The organism is Thermus aquaticus, from assembly GCF_001280255.1.
GTDB lineage: Bacteria > Deinococcota > Deinococci > Deinococcales > Thermaceae > Thermus > Thermus aquaticus.
On record NZ_LHCI01000106.1, the window covers coordinates 939,307 to 953,751 of the forward strand.

At 68.5% G+C, this 14,445-nt stretch carries 15 protein-coding genes and 2 pseudogenes; 4 read left to right on the forward strand and 13 right to left on the reverse strand.

All coding sequences use genetic code 11. From position 1 onward, the window contains the following. The 3 genes and pseudogenes from BVI061214_RS13445 to BVI061214_RS06210 all read left to right on the forward strand — a co-directional run. Nucleotides 1-196: hypothetical protein (locus BVI061214_RS13445; RefSeq protein WP_039458661.1), on the forward strand; the 196-nt coding region annotated here is incomplete at its 5' end. Further along, nucleotides 178-594, forward strand: a pseudogene (locus BVI061214_RS06205) (1-acyl-sn-glycerol-3-phosphate acyltransferase); the annotation flags it as partial. The gene BVI061214_RS13445 and the pseudogene BVI061214_RS06205, both read left to right, overlap by 19 nt. Before the next feature lie 9 nt (nucleotides 595-603). Next, nucleotides 604-966: a DUF4870 domain-containing protein gene (locus BVI061214_RS06210; protein WP_003044344.1), complete on the forward strand. Its 363-nt coding sequence runs from the start codon at nucleotides 604-606 to the stop codon at nucleotides 964-966. Here BVI061214_RS06210 and BVI061214_RS06215 read toward each other — a convergent pair. Then, entirely contained in the window at nucleotides 944-1,318 is a 375-nt protein-coding gene (locus tag BVI061214_RS06215; protein ID WP_053767677.1) for a 4'-phosphopantetheinyl transferase superfamily protein, read from the reverse strand. The two genes, BVI061214_RS06210 and BVI061214_RS06215, sit on opposite strands and share 23 nt — an antisense overlap. A gap of 71 nt (nucleotides 1,319-1,389) precedes the next feature. Between BVI061214_RS06215 and rsmF the strand changes: the two genes are divergently transcribed. Beyond that, nucleotides 1,390-2,757, forward strand: coding sequence for a 16S rRNA (cytosine(1407)-C(5))-methyltransferase RsmF (rsmF, locus tag BVI061214_RS06220; protein WP_053767678.1), 1,368 nt, complete (start codon nucleotides 1,390-1,392; stop codon nucleotides 2,755-2,757). 87 nt (nucleotides 2,758-2,844) lie between these two features. Here the strand turns inward: rsmF and BVI061214_RS06225 are convergent, their stop codons facing one another. The 12 genes and pseudogenes from BVI061214_RS06225 to BVI061214_RS13450 form a co-directional block, all read right to left on the reverse strand. After that, complete coding sequence (locus tag BVI061214_RS06225) at nucleotides 2,845-3,894, reverse strand: 3-dehydroquinate synthase (RefSeq protein WP_053767679.1); 1,050 nt, start codon at nucleotides 3,892-3,894, stop codon at nucleotides 2,845-2,847. Next, complete coding sequence (locus BVI061214_RS06230) at nucleotides 3,872-4,426, reverse strand: shikimate kinase (RefSeq protein ID WP_053767680.1); 555 nt, start codon at nucleotides 4,424-4,426, stop codon at nucleotides 3,872-3,874. Before BVI061214_RS06230 ends, BVI061214_RS06225 begins: the two co-directional genes overlap by 23 nt. Before the next feature lie 12 nt (nucleotides 4,427-4,438). Next, nucleotides 4,439-5,590 carry a chorismate synthase gene (gene aroC, locus BVI061214_RS06235; RefSeq protein WP_053767681.1) on the reverse strand — a complete coding sequence of 384 codons (1,152 nt, stop codon included), beginning with the start codon at nucleotides 5,588-5,590 and terminating at the stop codon, nucleotides 4,439-4,441. A 58-nt stretch (nucleotides 5,591-5,648) separates the two neighbouring features. After that, entirely contained in the window at nucleotides 5,649-7,904 is a 2,256-nt protein-coding gene (locus tag BVI061214_RS06240; protein ID WP_156303300.1) for a secretin N-terminal domain-containing protein, read from the reverse strand. Nucleotides 7,905-7,915: 11 nt separating this feature from the next. Then, nucleotides 7,916-8,827, reverse strand: coding sequence for a hypothetical protein (locus BVI061214_RS06245; RefSeq protein WP_053767683.1), 912 nt, complete (start codon nucleotides 8,825-8,827; stop codon nucleotides 7,916-7,918). Further along, nucleotides 8,824-9,423 carry a GspMb/PilO family protein gene (pilO, locus tag BVI061214_RS06250; RefSeq protein WP_053767684.1) on the reverse strand — a complete coding sequence of 200 codons (600 nt, stop codon included), beginning with the start codon at nucleotides 9,421-9,423 and terminating at the stop codon, nucleotides 8,824-8,826. The genes BVI061214_RS06245 and pilO overlap by 4 nt, the downstream gene beginning before the upstream one ends. After that, nucleotides 9,413-10,036 carry a competence protein gene (locus tag BVI061214_RS06255; protein ID WP_053767685.1) on the reverse strand — a complete coding sequence of 208 codons (624 nt, stop codon included), beginning with the start codon at nucleotides 10,034-10,036 and terminating at the stop codon, nucleotides 9,413-9,415. Before BVI061214_RS06255 ends, pilO begins: the two co-directional genes overlap by 11 nt. Continuing rightward, a complete protein-coding gene (gene pilM / locus BVI061214_RS06260; RefSeq protein WP_053767686.1) occupies nucleotides 10,029-11,162 on the reverse strand; it encodes a type IV pilus assembly protein PilM in 1,134 nt (377 codons plus the stop codon). Before pilM ends, BVI061214_RS06255 begins: the two co-directional genes overlap by 8 nt. A 278-nt stretch (nucleotides 11,163-11,440) precedes the next feature. Continuing rightward, nucleotides 11,441-12,445, reverse strand: a complete 1,005-nt coding sequence (locus tag BVI061214_RS06265; protein ID WP_053767687.1) for a homoisocitrate dehydrogenase — start codon at nucleotides 12,443-12,445, stop codon at nucleotides 11,441-11,443. Between the two features lie 57 nt (nucleotides 12,446-12,502). Further along, nucleotides 12,503-12,997 (reverse strand): DUF5317 domain-containing protein, encoded by a 495-nt coding sequence (locus BVI061214_RS06270; RefSeq protein ID WP_053767688.1) that lies wholly within the window; start codon nucleotides 12,995-12,997, stop codon nucleotides 12,503-12,505. Nucleotides 12,998-13,047: 50 nt separating this feature from the next. Continuing rightward, a complete protein-coding gene (locus BVI061214_RS06275) occupies nucleotides 13,048-14,235 on the reverse strand; it encodes an HD-GYP domain-containing protein (RefSeq protein ID WP_082333125.1) in 1,188 nt (395 codons plus the stop codon). Beyond that, a pseudogene (locus BVI061214_RS13450) lies at nucleotides 14,228-14,445 on the reverse strand (hypothetical protein); the annotation flags it as partial. The gene BVI061214_RS06275 and the pseudogene BVI061214_RS13450, both read right to left, overlap by 8 nt.

A 14,445-nucleotide genomic window follows, 5' to 3' on the forward strand; every position in this document is an offset into this window, starting at 1 on the left:
GTTCCTTTGGGAAGTTGAGCGGTTGGGGGATCCGTTCAAGGGGTTTCTTTTGCAGCTCGGGGGCAAGCTGGGGCTGCCCAGCGAGAGGGATGGTCCGTACCTGCTCCTGAGGGGCCTGGTTCGCCTGCTCAACTATGAAGTCACCCAAGAACTCTTGAAGCAGGCTAAGGGAGGGCGAGGAAGGAGTTTTGGGTAAAGCCCTGGCCTTTGGGCTTCCTCATGCGGGCTCTGGGGGGCATCCCCGTGGACCGCTCCCGGAGGGCCAACCTGGTGGACCAGGTGGCGGAGATCTTCAAGAGGGAGGAGGAGATCGCCATCCTCATCACCCCGGAGGGCACCCGGGGCCGGGCCCCTTACTGGCGCACGGGCTTCTACTACATGGCCCTGAAGGCGGGGGTGCCCATCGCCCTGGGCTACGCCGACTACCGCCGCAAGGAGGTGGGCATCGGCGCCTACCTTTACCCCACCGGGGACATCCGCAAGGACTTCGCCCTCATCCGGGAGTTTTACCAGGACAAGACCGGCCTGAGGCCGGAAAAGCAGGGGCCCATCCGCATCCGGGAAGAGGAGGGCGAAGGGGCGGAAACCCGGTAGACTTACCCCATGGACCAGACCCCAAACCAGGACTCAGACCGGACCTGGGCGGCCGTGGCCCATCTGGCGCCTATCGTGGGGTACTTTCTCCTCATCGGCCAGATCCTCCTTCCCCTGGCCATCCTACTTTGGGGCCCCAAGAGCGCCTTCGTCCAGGGTCACGCCAAGGAGTCCCTGAACGGGCAGATCAGCTACACCCTTTACGGCCTCGCCCTCTTGCTCTTGGCCCTCACCGTGGTGGGGCTGGTGGTGGCGGTGCCTCTGGCCCTCGCCCTGGTGGTCCTGATGCTCTGGAACATGGTCATGGGGGCCCTGGCGGCGGGGCGGGGGGAGTTTTGCCGCTACGCCCTCATTCTCCGCCTGGTGCCCTGACCAGGGCCACCACCGCCAGGGCGTGGGTGCGCTCGTGGCTCAGGGTGAGGAGGGCGGTGAGGCCCCGCTCCTGGAGGGCGGCCTCGAGGGCCGGGGCGAAGCGGAGGGTGGGCCTTCGCCCCTCCATGCCCACCCAGACCGACTTCCAGGAGAGGCTTTCCGGCCAGCACTTCTGGAAGGCCTCCTTGGCCGCGAGCCTGGCGGCGAGGCTTGGGGCCGGGTCCTTTAGGGCCAAGGCGTAGGCCAGCTCCTCCTCGTGGAAGAGGCGCTTTAGGGCCCTTTCCCCGTGGCGGGCGAGAAGCCTCCGCACCCGGGCGATCTCCACCAGGTCAGCGCCCAGGGCCAGGATCACGGGCTCACCTCCTGCGCCACGCCTCCATCCTAGCCCTTGAGGGACTCTTCTCGCCGTGCTAGGGTGCTTGGGTGTTGCCCAAGGCCTTTCTCTCCCGCATGGCCGAGCTCTTGGGGGCGGAGTTTCCCCTTTTCCTCAAGGCCCTCACGGAGGGAGGTCGCACCTACGGCCTCAGGGTCAACACCCTGAAGCTTTCCCCGGATGCCTTTCAAAGGATTTCCCCCTGGCCCCTCAGGCCTATTCCCTGGTGCCCAGAGGGGTTTTACTACCCGGAGGAGGCCCGGCCCGGCCCCCACCCCTTCTTCTACGCCGGGCTTTACTACATCCAGGAGCCCAGCGCCCAGGCGGTGGGGGTCCTGGTGGACCCGAGGCCCGGGGAGAGGGTCCTGGACCTGGCCGCCGCCCCGGGGGGCAAGACCACCCACCTGGCCGCCCGCATGGGGGGCAAGGGGCTCCTTCTGGCCAACGAGGTGGACGGCAGGCGGGTGCGGGGGCTTTTGGAGAACGTGGAGCGGTGGGGGGCCCCTGTGGCCGTGACCCAAAGCCCCCCCAAGGCCCTGGCCGAGGCCTTCGGGGCCTACTTCCACCGGGTCCTCCTGGACGCTCCCTGCTCTGGGGAGGGGATGTTTCGCAAGGACAAGGAGGCGGCGCGCCACTGGGGGCCCTCCGCCCCCAGGCGGGCCAGCGAGGTGCAGAAGGCCCTCCTCGCCCAGGCGGCCCGCCTGGTGGGGCCGGGGGGCGTTCTGGTCTACTCCACCTGCACCTTCGCCCCGGAGGAGAACGAAGGGGTGGTGGCCCACTTCCTGAAGGCGCACCCCGAGTTTTACCTGGAGGAGGCCCGCCTTCACCCCCTCTTCGCCCCTGGGGTGCCCGAGTGGGGGGACGGGCACCCGGATTTGGCCAAGACCGCCAGGCTCTGGCCCCACCGCCTCGAGGGGGAGGGGCACTTCCTGGCCCGCTTCTGCAGGGAGGGCGGGGCCTTCAGCACCCCTCCCAGGGAGCGGGTACCCCCCCTTTCCCAGGAGGCCCGGCGGGCCCTAGGGGCCTTTTTGGAGGAGGCGGGCCTGGAGTTGGAGGGGCCTATATGGGAGCGGGCGGGCCACCTCTACCTCCTGCCTGAGGAGCTTCCCGCCCTCTCCGGCCTGAAGGCCCCGGCGCCGGGGCTCTACCTGGGCAAGGCCCAGAAGGGCCGCTTCCTGCCCGCCAAGGCCCTGGCCCTGAGCTTTGGGGCCAGTCTGCCCTGGCCCAGGATGCCCCGCCTGGAGCTTCACCCGGAGGACCCCAGGGCCCTGGCCTTCGCCACTGGGGAGGGGGTGGCCTTTGCGGGGGAGGACCTTCCCCTGGCCCTGGTGGTCCTCAGGACGGAGGTGGGGGCCTTTCCCCTGGACTTCGGCAAGGCCAAGCGGGGGGTCTTAAGGCCGGTGGGGGTGGGGCTTTAAGTACCCCACCGCGGCAAAAGCCGCGGTGGGGGCCCCGAAAAAGCCCCGACTTGGGCACCCCATGTCGCGCAACCAAAGGGCGGGCACTTAGCCCTCGAGGAGCGCGAGGCGGGCCAGCTCCTCTTGCCAGAGGGCGAAGGCCTCCTTTAGGAGCGCCTTGGGCAGAGGGCGGACCTCGAGGCGGCCCAGGCCCAGGGGCACCACCCAGTGGAGGCTTTCCGAGACCTTCTTCTTGTCCCGGAGGAGGTAGGGGAGGAGGTCTTCCCAGGTGAGGGGAGGGAGCCTGGGAGGGGAGAGCCAGTGGAGGAGGCGCCTTACCAGGGGCACGAGGTCCTCCCCCCCCAGGGCCCGGCCCAGGAGGGCGGCGTAGAGGAGGCCGTAGGCCACGGCGGCCCCGTGGGGGAGGGCGTGGCGGGTCTTGGCCTCGAGGGCGTGCCCCAGGGTGTGGCCCAGGTTGAGAAGCCGCCGCTTTCCCCGCTCTAGAGGGTCCTCCTCGGTGATGGCCACCTTCACCGCCACCGCCCGGGCCAGGTAGTCCGCTAGGGAGGGGTGATCCGGGGAGAGGCCCTCCACCTCAAGAAGGGCCTCGTCCCCGGCGATGAGGCCGTGCTTGAAGGCCTCCACCAGCCCTTCCCGGAAGGTGAAGGCGGGGAGGGTCCGGAGGGCCCCCACCTCGGCGTAGACCCCTCTGGGGAAGTGGAAGGCCCCCACCAGGTTCTTCCCCTCGGGCAGGTTGAGGCCCGTCTTCCCCCCCACGCTGGCGTCCACCACGGCCAGGGTGGTGGTGGGAAAGGCCAGGTAGGGAATGCCCCTGAGGTAGGTGGCGGCCACGAACCCCCCTAGGTCGGTCAGGGTCCCGCCCCCCACCACCAGGAGGGTGGCGTTGCGGGGAAGGCCCCTTTGGGCCAGCCAGGAGAGTACCTGGCCATAGACCTCGAGGGTCTTGGCCCCTTCGCCCCCCTTAAGGCCCAGGCGGTGGGGCACCCCCAGGGCCTCGGCCACCTCCTGGGCGAAACCCTCCGCGTTCTGGTCGTAGAGGAGGGCGGTGGGGCCCTGGGGCGGGGGGACCTCCTTCAGCACCCCCTCCCCGATGACGATGGGGTAAGGCGTGGGTTTACCGACCTCTATTCTTGGCATAAGCCCAGAGTTTGTTCAGGATCTCCTCTACCACCTCCTCCACCTTCCTGCCGTCGGTGGAGACGTGGATGTGGGCCTCCCGGTAGATGGGGGCGCGGGCTTGGAGGAGGGTCCGGATGCGCTCCAAGGGGTTTTCCACCTGCAAAAGGGGCCTTTCCCCGGGTTTGCGGGTGGCCTGTTCCAGGATGGTCTCGGGGCTCGCCCAGAGGGCCACCACCGGCCCCCTGGAAAGGAGGGCCTTTCGGTTTTCCGGGTCCAGAAAGGTGCCCCCGCCCAGGGAGAGGACCAGGTAGTCCTTCTTGACCAGCTCCCTTACCGCCTCTTTCTCCATCCTGCGGAAGGCCTCCTCCCCCAGATGGCGGAAGATGTCGGGGATGGAGATGCCCGTCTGGCGCTCAATGTAGCGGTCCAGGTCAATGAAGTGGAGCATGAGGGCCCGGGAGAGCTCCCTGCCGATGCGGCTCTTGCCCACCCCCATGAAGCCGGTGAGGCTCACGAAGGTGGCGGGGCGGGGCACCTCGAGGCGGGGCATGGGCCTATCCTATCAGTAGGCGCGCACCCTCTCCCGGTAGCGTTCCACCCGTTCCTGAATCTCCTCCATGGTGTCCCCCCCGAACTTCTCCAGGTAGGCCTGGGCCAGCACGATGGCCGAGAGGGCGCAGAGGATGACGCTGGCGGCGGGGACGGCGGTGGTGTCGCTTCTCTCCCGGGCGGCGTCTTTGGGCTCGTGGGTCAGGACGTCCACGGTGGGGAGGGGCTTCATGAGGGTGGCGATGGGCTTCAGGGCGGCCCGGATGACCAGCTCCTCCCCCGTGGTCATCCCCCCTTCCAGCCCCCCTGCCCGGTTGGTTTCCCGGTAAAACCCCCGCTCCGGGCTCCAGAAGATGGGGTCGTGGACCTCGGAGCCCCGCTTCATGGCGTTCTCAAAGGCCGGGCCGATCTCCACCCCCTTGACCGCCGGGATGGACATGGCCATCTGGGCCAGCCGCCCGTCCAGCTTCCGGTCCCAGTGGACGTGGCTCCCCAGGCCCGGCACCAGGCCGCGGAAGCGGGCCTCGAGGACCCCCCCCAGGGTGTCCCCCTCGGCCTTGGCCTGGTCTATGCGGCGGATCACCTCGGCCTCGGCCTCGGGGTCGGTCATGCGCACGGGGCTCGCCTCAATGCGGGCGAGGAGGTCCCAGGAAAAGGGCACCCGGCTCCACACCCCGGCCATGCCCAGCACGTACCCCACGCCCTCCACCCCCAGGAGGGAGAGGAGCTTCATGGCCACCGCTCCCACGGCCACCCGCATGGCGGTTTCCCGGGCGCTGGCCCGCTCCAGCACGTCCCGCAGGTCCTTGTGCCCGTACTTGAGGCCCCCGGAGAGGTCGGCGTGGCCGGGCCTGGGGGCGGTGAGGGCCCTTTTGCGGGGCTCGTTGCCGGGGGCGGGGTCCATCACTTCCACCCAGTTCCTGAAGTCGGCGTTCCTTATGGCCAGGGCCACGGGGGCCCCGGTGGTGCGCCCGGCTCTGACCCCGGCGCGGAACTCCACCTGGTCCTTCTCAATGACCATGCGCCGTCCCCGGCCGTAGCCTTTCTGCCTCCTTTCCAGCCAGGGGTTGATGTCCTCCTCGGTGAGGGGAAGCCCAGCGGGCAACCCCTCAATGATGGCCAGAAGCTCGGGGCCGTGGGACTCGCCTGCGGTCAGAAACCTCATGGGCCCATTGTAGGGAAGAGGCCGGGGTAAAGCCACCCCGGCCTCCTCACCCGGTCCCTCAGGGCCTTTCTGCCGTCTCCTTCAGGATGTCGGCGGTGATGACCACGAGGAGCTCCCGGTCCGTGGTCTCGCCGGTGCGCTGCTTGAAGAGCTCCCCGATCAGGGGGATGTCCATGAGGATGGGCACGCCCTGGACGGTCTGGGTGTTCTCCTGGGAGGTGAGGCCCCCCAGGACCACGGTTTGGCCGTCCCTGACCCTTAAGGTGGTGGTCACCACCTGCTTGGTGAAGCGGTCCACGTCCCCGTCCACGGGGTTCCTCTGCACGTTGCCGGAGACCTCCGCCCGGATGTTCAGGAGGATCTGCCCGTCGGCGGTGATCTGCGGGGTCACCTCCACGATGATGCCGATGTCAAAGGGCACCCGCTCCACCCGGTTCTCCACCACCCGGCGGATGAGGAAGGTCTCCCCGGACTGGAGCCGGGCGGTCTGGTTGCTGAGGACGGTCTGGTTCACGTCCCTAAGGGCCCGGGAGAGCCCCTGCCTTTGGAGGGCATCCAGGGTGGCCACGATGTTCAAGGCGGCCAGGCTCCGGGTGGAGTCAAAGATGAGGGAAAGCCCCGAGTCCAGGATGCTGGCCACCACGTTCCCCCCGGCGATGGTGTTCCACTTGAGGCCCAGGCTCCGGGTCAGGTTGGACTGGACCTCCTGGATCCGCACCCTCAGGTTCACCTGGGGCACCGCCTGGTCCAGCCTGGGGATGAGCCCCTCCACCAGGGCCAGGTCCTCGGCGGTCCCGGTGACGATCAGGGTGTTGGTACGCTCGTCGGCCACCACCGTGGCCGTGGGGGTGGGGTTCCCGCTCTGGCCCTGCCCCTGGGCCGAAGGCGCGGCTTTGGCCTTCAGGGCCTCCTGGAGGACCTGGGCCAGGTCCTTGGCCTTGGCGTTGGAGAGCTGGAAGGTCCTCTGAAAGATGGGAGGGCCTTGCTCGGGGGCCCGGTCAATCTGGGCCAGGAGGCTTTCCACCTCGGAAAGCTGCTTCGCCGTGCCCCGCACCGAGAGGACGGGCTGGCCGGGAACGGTCTGGACCACGATGCCCGGCACCTCCCGGGCCAGGAAGGGGGCCACCTTCTCGGCGTCGGCGAAGCGCAGGGGGTAGAGCTTGCGCACCGTGGCCTCCGCCTGGGGCGGGGGTGCCTGGGGCGCCACGTCGGCGGCCTTGAGGAGCTCGGCGAAGAGGGCCTGGTCGGCCTCGGTGGCCTCCAGGAGGAGGGCCTTGGGGTTGCCGGGGATGGCCTCGAGGCGGGCCCCCTTGAGCTCCCTTTGCAGGAGGGGTTCTAGCCGGGCTTTGGCCTCCTCAAAGGTGAGGTTCTGCAGGGCGTAGACCCGGCGGACGGTCTTGGGGAGGTCGGCGGCCTTCAGGAGCTGGGCCAGGCGGGCGTGGTCCTCCTCGGTGGCCAGCACCACCGCCTTTTTGGGGTCGGTGGGCACCACGCTCACCTGGGCCCCGGGCACCTGGCCCTGGAGGAAGGCGAGAAGCTCGGGGAAGGTGGCGTGGGTGAGGGCGTAGGTCCTTTCCACCCGCGGCTTGGGCTCGGCCAGAGCGGGAAGGGGGCGGAAGTCAATCCCCGCCCGCTTCAGGAGGTCGGAGAAGCGGGCGTGCTGCTCCGGGGTGGCCAGGACGGAGAGGATGGCCTTGAGCTTGCCCCCCTCCTCCACTACGATCCAGTTCACGCCCATCCCGGCCGCTTCCCGGGAGAGGAAGGGCAGGAGGTCGTTCAGGACCCAGGCCTTGGCGCCCTCAATGTTGACCACGGTGCGGGCCTGCCCCTGGGCGTCGGTCTCGGTGCGCCGGTAGGCGATCTCGGGGATGCCCACGATGTAGGGCCGCCTCTCCGCCGCCCCGGTGCGGCTTGGGGCGTCCACCAGGGCGGTGATCACCTGGGTGGGGGCCACCACCACCACGTCCGGGGGCAGGAAGAGGTAGTCCAGCCCGAACTGGGCCCCGTAGGTGGCGAAGAGGAGGTCCCACACCTCCCGGAAGGGCTTCCCCTGGAAGTCCAGCTTCACGTTGGGCAGGGGGGGCTGGGCCTTGGCGGGGTCGCCGGAGGGGTCGTAGGCCCGGTAGATGAGGGGCTGGAGGCCCACGCTCCTGGCCAGGGCCTCGAGGACCACGTCCAGGGGCAGGGTGAGCCCGGCCTTGACCTGGCTTTCCGAGACCTTCAGGTCCACCTTCGCCTGGAAGCGGGGCTCGTCGGGAAACTTGGCCAGAGCGCCCACGCTCAAGGCGGCGAGAACCAGCATCAGGGGCTTCATAAGCTTGCCTTTCACCGTTCACCTCCCGCTTCTAAGGGAATCTCCAAGGTTTCCTCCTTCAGGGCCAGCACGATTCGGTCGCCCTCAATCCGTTTCACCACCGCTTCGCTCCCCGGGATGGGGCTTCCTGCGGGGAGGACCAGGTAGCCTTCCTTGCTCTCCAGGATGGCCACGCTTATGGGCCCCATGAGGGTGCCCGAGAGCCTAAGCCCCTTTTCCGCCACCAGGGCCGCCAGGGGGCTCTTGGGGGCGGGTGGGGCCGGGGCTTGCGCCTCCTTGGGGGGTTCTTCTTGGGGAAGGGGCCTCTCCACCAGACCCCCGGGGGCGGCCACCTCCACCGGGGGCTCCAGCCGGGCCTGGGGCACCTCCACCTTGGGGGTGGGCCTTAGGACCTGGGGCGCCGGCAGGGCCCCGGCGGTGCCCGGCAGGGGCCTGGGGGCGCCCTGCACGGAGGGGGTGGGCAGGGGGGTTCCTCCGCTCACCCGCACCGGGGCGCCCGTGGGGACGGGGGTGGGAACGGTGGGCGCGGGAGGGGTGGGGACCGGGGCGGGCGGGGCCGCCTCTTTCGCCACGATGAGGGGCACGAAGGGGTTGGGGGGTGGGGCCTCCGGCTTGGCCTTGGGCATGGGCAGGCTTGCCGCCTTGGGGGTGGTCTGGGCCACCTCGGCCTTTTCCAGCGCCTTGGGGGCCTCGGCCGGGGCGGGTTCCGCCAGGGGAGGGATGGGCGGGGCCTCGAGGGCCTTGGGGGTTTCCGGGACTGCCGGCGCGGGGGGCTGGGCCTCGAGGGGGGTCTGGGCGGGCAGGTAGAGGCCCACGTACCAGAGGGTCACCGCCCCCACCAAAAGGAGCCCGGCCAGGAGGAGCTTGGTGGACTGGGGGAGGTTCTTCCAGGCGGCCTGGAGACGGGCTAGGGCCTCTTTCACCGCTCACCTCCCGGGGACTGGGTCTGTCCCTGGCTTGGGGCCTCCAGGCCCTTGGCCAGCATGTAGAGGGTGAGGGTCAGGCTGGTGGAGAGCGTGGGGTTTTGCTCCTGGCCCTGCACGCTCAGGTTCAGCCCGGAGATGGTGCTGAAGCGGGAGAGGGCTTCCAGGCGCCTCAGGTAGGTGAAGGTCTCCGGGAAGGGGGCCTCGAGGGCCAGGGCCAGGTTCACCGCCCGCACCTCCGGCACCGGGGCCGCGGTGGGGGAGCGGTTCAGGGAGCGCACCGTGACCCCGCTGCGGGTGGCCTCCCCCAGGATCTCCGAGAGGACCTGGGCTAGGCGTTCCTCTTTGGGCAGGGCCCGGAGGAAGGCCTGCCTTTCCGCTTGGAGGGTGGCGATGGTGGCCCTGAGCTCGGGAAGGGCCCGCTGGGCCCGGCGCCCCTTCTCCCGCTCGGGGATGAGGGCGTTGATCTCCTGGCGCACCCCTTCCGTTTCCTGGCGGAGGGGGACGATGCCGTAGAAGTACCAGAGGAGGGCCGCCACCGCCACCAGGGCCATGGCGATGAGGGCCCACTCCCGCTGTCCCAGCCTAGCGAGCACCCTCTTCACCTCCCACGGCGCCCACGCGGGCGCTGAAGGTGTAAAGCCCCCTTTGGGGGTCCAGGGAGGCCCCCTGGAACTCTATGCCGAACCGGGGCGAGGTCTCAAAGGCCTGGACGAAGCGCACCAGGGCGGCCTGGTTCAGGGCCTCGCCCTGGACGTTGAAGACCACCCGGACCCGCTTGCCGTCAAAGGCCCCGCTTTGGGCCTGCCGGTCCGCCTCCTCCTCGGAGAGGGCCTGGGTCCCCACGGAGCGCAGGGCCACGGGGAAGCGCCCGCCCTCCCGGGGGATCTGCCCGATGAAGGCGGCCAGGTAGTCCGACCAGGGGACGAAGCCCTTCTTCAGGTTCTCCCGGATGGCCAGGAGGGCTTCCAGGGCCTTCCGCTCGGCCTCGAGGCGGTTCTGCTCGGCTATGAAGGGCTTGAGGGCCTCCACCTCGGCCTTCAGGGCATCCCGCTCCCCCTTGGCCAGGGTGAGCTCGGTGTAGGCGGTGTAGTGGAGGACTCCCATGGTCCCCAGGACCACCAGGGCGAAGATGGCCGCCGCAAGCCGCCACCAACCGGGCTCCACCCGGCGGCGCAGGTTCTTGGGAAGGAGGTTGAGCCTAATCAAGGGGACCCACCCCCCTCAAGGCCAGGCCCACGGGCACCATGAACTCGGGGCCCAGCTCCTTTAGCTTCTCCAGGTCAAAGCGCTTGGGGTCCACCTGGATGCCCTGCCAGGGGTCCAGGGTGACGAAGCTCACCCCCAGGGTGTCGGTGAGGAGGGCGGCGAGGCCCCGGAGGCGGCTACCCCCGCCGTAAAGGTAGCCCACCTCCGGCTGCACGTCCCCCAGTTGCACCCGGAAGAACTCCAGGCTCCGGCGGATCTCCTGGGTGAGGTCCACCAGCACCGGGCGGATGGCGTCGTAGATGCGGGCCGGGCTGTACCGCTCCCGCTCCACGTCAAAGTCCAGGAGGAGCTCCTCGTCCTCGGTGGGGATGGTGGCGAGGCCGTAGGTGCGCTTCACCTCCTCGGCGGTGAGGAGGTCCAGGCCAAAGCCTTTGGCGATGGCCTCGGTGAAGTCCTTGCCGGAGAGGGTCAGGATCCGCACCGCCAGGGGGCGGTCCCCCTTGGTGAGGACCAGGCTGGTGCTCTCGGCGCCGATCTCCACGGCGACCGTGACCTGCTCGGGGTCCCTGGTGAGCTCGGCTTCCAGGGGGTAGAGGCCGGCGAAGGGTTTTACGTCCAGAACAACGGGAATGAGGCCCGCCCCCCTCAGGGCCTCTATGAGGGAGGCCACCGCCTCCTGGCGGGCGGCCGCCACCATGACCTCCACCTGCTCCCCTTCCGGCACCTCGGCCAGGGGGTCCAGGGGGGCGAAGTCCAGGACCACCTCGTCTATGGGGAAGGGGATGTAGCGCTCCGCCTCCCAGCGCACGGCCTCCTCCATCTCCTTGGGGGGCATCTTGGGCACCTGCAGGGTGCGCAGGATCACGCTGGGGTTGGGGACGGCTGAGACCACATAGCGCTTCCTCGTGCGGGCCTCGGCCAGGAGTTCCCGGATCTCCTGGCTGAGCGCGTTAGGCTCCACCACCACCCCTTCCACCAGGGTTCCTGGGGGCAGGGGCCGGGCGGCCAGGGCCTTGAGGGCCGGGGGGTAGCCGGAAAGCTCCACCAGCTTGAGGCTCCCCGCCCCGATCTCCAGCCCCAGGGCCTCCACCCGAGGTTTGAATAGCCTGCTAAAACTTGAAAACACGGCGCCTCCTTCCTTTCACGGCGAGAACCCCACCTAATCCCGAAGCATAGCGAACCTGCCTGAAGTATATACCGCTTTTACGGCGATGTGGGTAGAGGTCCAGGAGTTGCCCTCTACGTCCCAGGGTCTAAAGCGAACCATCCCTCCCCAGGGGCTGGGGAGGGGGAAGGGGCTTCCCGGGTAAGTGCCCCACCGCGGCGAAAGCCACGGTGGGGGCCCCAAAAGGGTGTGCTAGAGCCCAAGAAGGCTTTCTATACCCAAAAGCAATGGGTGGCCACTTAAAGGGCCTTCAGCGCCTCTATCACCGCCTGGGTGAAGGTCTCCGTGGTGGCCTCGCCCCCCAGGTCCGGGGTGCGGGGGCCCTTTTCCAGGACCAGGTCCACAGCCCGCTCCACCTTCCTGGCCACCTCCCGCTCGCCCAGGTAGTCCAGCATCATGGCGGCGGAGAGGATGGTGGCCGTGGGGTTGGCGATGCCCTTGCCGGCGATGTCGGGGGCGGAGCCGTGCACCGGCTCAAAGACCGCCGTGGTGTCCCCGATGTTGGCGGAGGGGGCCAGGCCGAGACCTCCCACCAGCCCGGCGGTGAGGTCCGAGAGGATGTCCCCCAGAAGGTTGGTGGTGACGATGACGTCAAAGCGCTCAGGGCGCATGACGAGCTGCATGGCGCAGTTGTCCACGATGATGTCTTGGACGTTGACCAAGGGGAAATCCCGAGCCGCCTCCTTCACCGTGTCCAGGAAAAGCCCCTGGGTCACGGGGAGGACGTTGGCCTTGTGGGCGATGTGGAGGGTCTTGCAGGGGCGGCCTTCGGCGATCTTCAAGGCTACCCGGCCGATGCGCTCGCTGGCCTTCTTGGAGATGACCGCGTCGGCGATGGCCACGTCCAGATAGCGCCTTTCCTGCTCCACGTAAAGCCCTTCGGTGTTCTCCCGCACGATGATGAGGTCCACCCCGGGGCGGCTTTGGGGGATGGGGCGGCTCTTGGCGGGGCGCACGTTGGCGTAGAGGTCCAGCCTGCGCCGCAGGTAGCGGATGGCCCCAAAGAAGCCCGGCACCTTGCGGGTGGGGCTGGTGGCGGCCCCGAAGAGGGTGGCGTGGCAGGAGAGGATCTTCTCCACGGTTTCCTCGGGGACCGAAACCCCTCTTCGCTCAAAGGTCTCCCAGCCTGCCTCCGCTTCCACAAACTCCAAGGGAAGCCCAGTGGCCTCCAAGACCCTCCTGGCTGCGGGCACCACCTCGTGGCCGATCCCGTCCCCCTCAATCAAGCAGATGCGGTACGCCATATTGCCTCCGGTCAGGGGTATGACCCCAACAGGAATATACACTACACCGGAAGGCCTCTAGGCCCGCCAGGCCAGGAGAAAAAGCACCAAAAGGAGGTAGCCGAGGACCCTGAGGGCCGCCTGGCGCAGGGAAAGGTGGAGGCCTCCTACCCTCAGGGCTCCTTCCACCACCACCCCCATGATGCCCAGGAGGATCAGGATGTCCCCCGGGCTGATGACCTTCCGCAAGGGGGGTAGAGGGATCACGTCTCCCAGGAAGGGAAGGCGGGTGGTTTCGTCCAGAAGGGTGTGCACCGCGTCCCGCTTTTCCCGCAGAAAATCCTCCAGCCCCCCCAGGCCCGCCTTCTCCAGGGCGGTGAGGCTCACGGGCATGTGCCCCCCGTTGGCGAAGATGACCAGGGTGTTGAGGAAGAGGCCCAGGAGGACCAGGTAGAGGCTTTTCAGGTGGCGGTTCTGGAGGAGGCCGTAGCCCACCAGGAGAAGGACCAGAACCTTGGCCAGGGGGCCCGCCACCCCGGGGGGGAAGAGGCCCCGGTAGGTGCCGTAGGCCAGGCCCCCCTCGAGGAGAGCCGCCAGGAGGAAGGCCCAGGCCGCCTTTAGCTCTATTCCTCCGAGGTCCCTTGGCCGGACTCCGAGGGCGAGGGCGAGGCCCAGGGCGAAGAGAGCGGCGGCAAGATAAAGCGTGATACGGATCCCTCCTTTCCCGCTTTGGCCTTGAGGTAGGCTTCCCGGTCGCGCCAGAGGGGGTCTTCCTGCCAGAGCTCTATGAAGGCCTCCACCAGCCGGGGGTCAAACTGGATGCCGGACATCTCCTGGACTTCCCTGAGCGCCTCCTCCGGGGATTTGGCCTTGCGGTAGGGGCGGCCCGCGGTCATGGCCTCGTAGGCGTCGGCCAGGCCCACAATGCGGGCCTCCTCGGGGATCTCGTGCCCGGCGAGCCGCTTTGGGTAGCCCCGGCCGTCCCAGCGCTCGTGGTGGTAGAGGATGATGTTGTAGACCAGGGGCTCAAAGGCCACCTTGGCCCCGGGCTTCAGCATCTCCGCTCCGAACTCGGGGTGCTTTTCTATGGCTTCGCGCTCTGCGGGGCTGAGGGGGCCAGGCTTCAGGAGGACGAACTCGGGGATGCCGATCTTGCCGATATCGTGGAGCCGGGCTGCCCGGTAGACGGCCTGGGCGTAGGCTTCATCCCCGTTCTTGACCTTCCGGGCTAGGTCCCGGGCGATCTCGGCCACGCGCTCGGAGTGGAGGCGGGTCTGGGGGTCCTTGGCCTCGAGGGCGTGCATGAGGGTTTCCAGGGTGGCGTCAAAGGCCGCTTCCAGACGCACCTTCTCGTCCCAGTAGAAGCGGCTGTAGTAAAGGGGGATGAGGAAGAAGAGCACCGTCCACCCGCCCCAGTTGCCCAGGAGGGGCGTTTCATAGGCCCGGGCCAGGAGGAGGGCGATGGGGGAGAGGAGGAGGTAGCTAAGAGCAAGCCAGCTGAAGTTTCTCCGCCAGGCTTCACGCCAAGTAACTTTGTTGGCGAGGTGAATGGCGGTGGTCACCAGGGTGGTGTTGACTGCAAAAAAAGCCAGGGAAGCGGTGGCGATGCCCACCCCTGCCGACACATTCCAGGGACCCAGGTAGACGGGGTTCTGCTGGAAGAACTGCCAGGCCAGGGCTGCTAGGGCGGTGGCCAGGCCATCCTGGGAGCGGTTAAAAAGCTCCTTATACCAGACCTTGCCTCGCCACTGGGCCAGGAAGACAAGGAAGGGGGCAAACCAGGGAGGGGTGAGCACCAGGGCTTTACCCAAAACTCCTTCCTCGCCCTCCCTTAGCCTGCTTCAAGAGTTCTTGGGTGACTTCATAGTTGAGCAGGCGAACCAGGCCCCTCAGGAGCAGGTACGGACCATCCCTCTCGCTGGGCAGCCCCAGCTTGCCCCCGAGCTGCAAAAGAAACCCCTTGAACGGATCCCCCAACCGCTCAACTTCCACAAAGGAACACCGCCAGCCCCAGCAAAACC

What these genes read in the sequence shown, in the direction of transcription:
- BVI061214_RS06210 (WP_003044344.1), top strand. Translation starts at nt 604, where the DNA reads ATGGACCAGACCCCAAACCAGGACTCAGACCGGACCTGGGCGGCCGTG.
- BVI061214_RS06225 (WP_053767679.1), bottom strand. Translation starts at nt 3,894, where the DNA reads ATGCCAAGAATAGAGGTCGGTAAACCCACGCCTTACCCCATCGTCATC.
- BVI061214_RS06230 (WP_053767680.1), bottom strand. Translation starts at nt 4,426, where the DNA reads ATGCCCCGCCTCGAGGTGCCCCGCCCCGCCACCTTCGTGAGCCTCACC.
- aroC (WP_053767681.1), bottom strand. Translation starts at nt 5,590, where the DNA reads ATGAGGTTTCTGACCGCAGGCGAGTCCCACGGCCCCGAGCTTCTGGCC.
- BVI061214_RS06240 (WP_156303300.1), bottom strand. Translation starts at nt 7,904, where the DNA reads ATGAAGCCCCTGATGCTGGTTCTCGCCGCCTTGAGCGTGGGCGCTCTG.
- BVI061214_RS06265 (WP_053767687.1), bottom strand. Translation starts at nt 12,445, where the DNA reads ATGGCGTACCGCATCTGCTTGATTGAGGGGGACGGGATCGGCCACGAG.